1 protein-coding gene is annotated in these 208 nt (G+C 45.2%); it reads right to left on the bottom strand.

Going from position 1 to position 208, the window contains the following annotated elements:
• A partial coding sequence (locus Xinn_RS21725; RefSeq protein ID WP_153043461.1) for a transposase occupies positions 1-208 on the bottom strand: 208 nt, incomplete at both ends.

The raw sequence follows: 208 nt of genomic DNA, 5'->3' as shown, positions 1-208 counted from the left end.
TGTATGCGATTTTAGCTCTTTGAACAACAGTTCTATTTGCCAGCGGCAACGATAAATATCCATGATCTCACTGGCGGTAAACTCGTCCACCGATAAATTAGTCAGCCAAAGACAGAAACGTTTTTCTTCGGCAAACCAGCGGCGGACAAGACGAAACTCATAACCCTTACGCCGACAAATCAGATCAAGCACTTCTGAGCGGTTGGTT

The sequence above is a fragment of the Xenorhabdus innexi genome, from assembly GCF_002632485.1.
Classification (GTDB): Bacteria; Pseudomonadota; Gammaproteobacteria; order Enterobacterales; family Enterobacteriaceae; genus Xenorhabdus; species Xenorhabdus innexi.
This window is presented reverse-complemented; position numbering and strand designations above follow the sequence as displayed.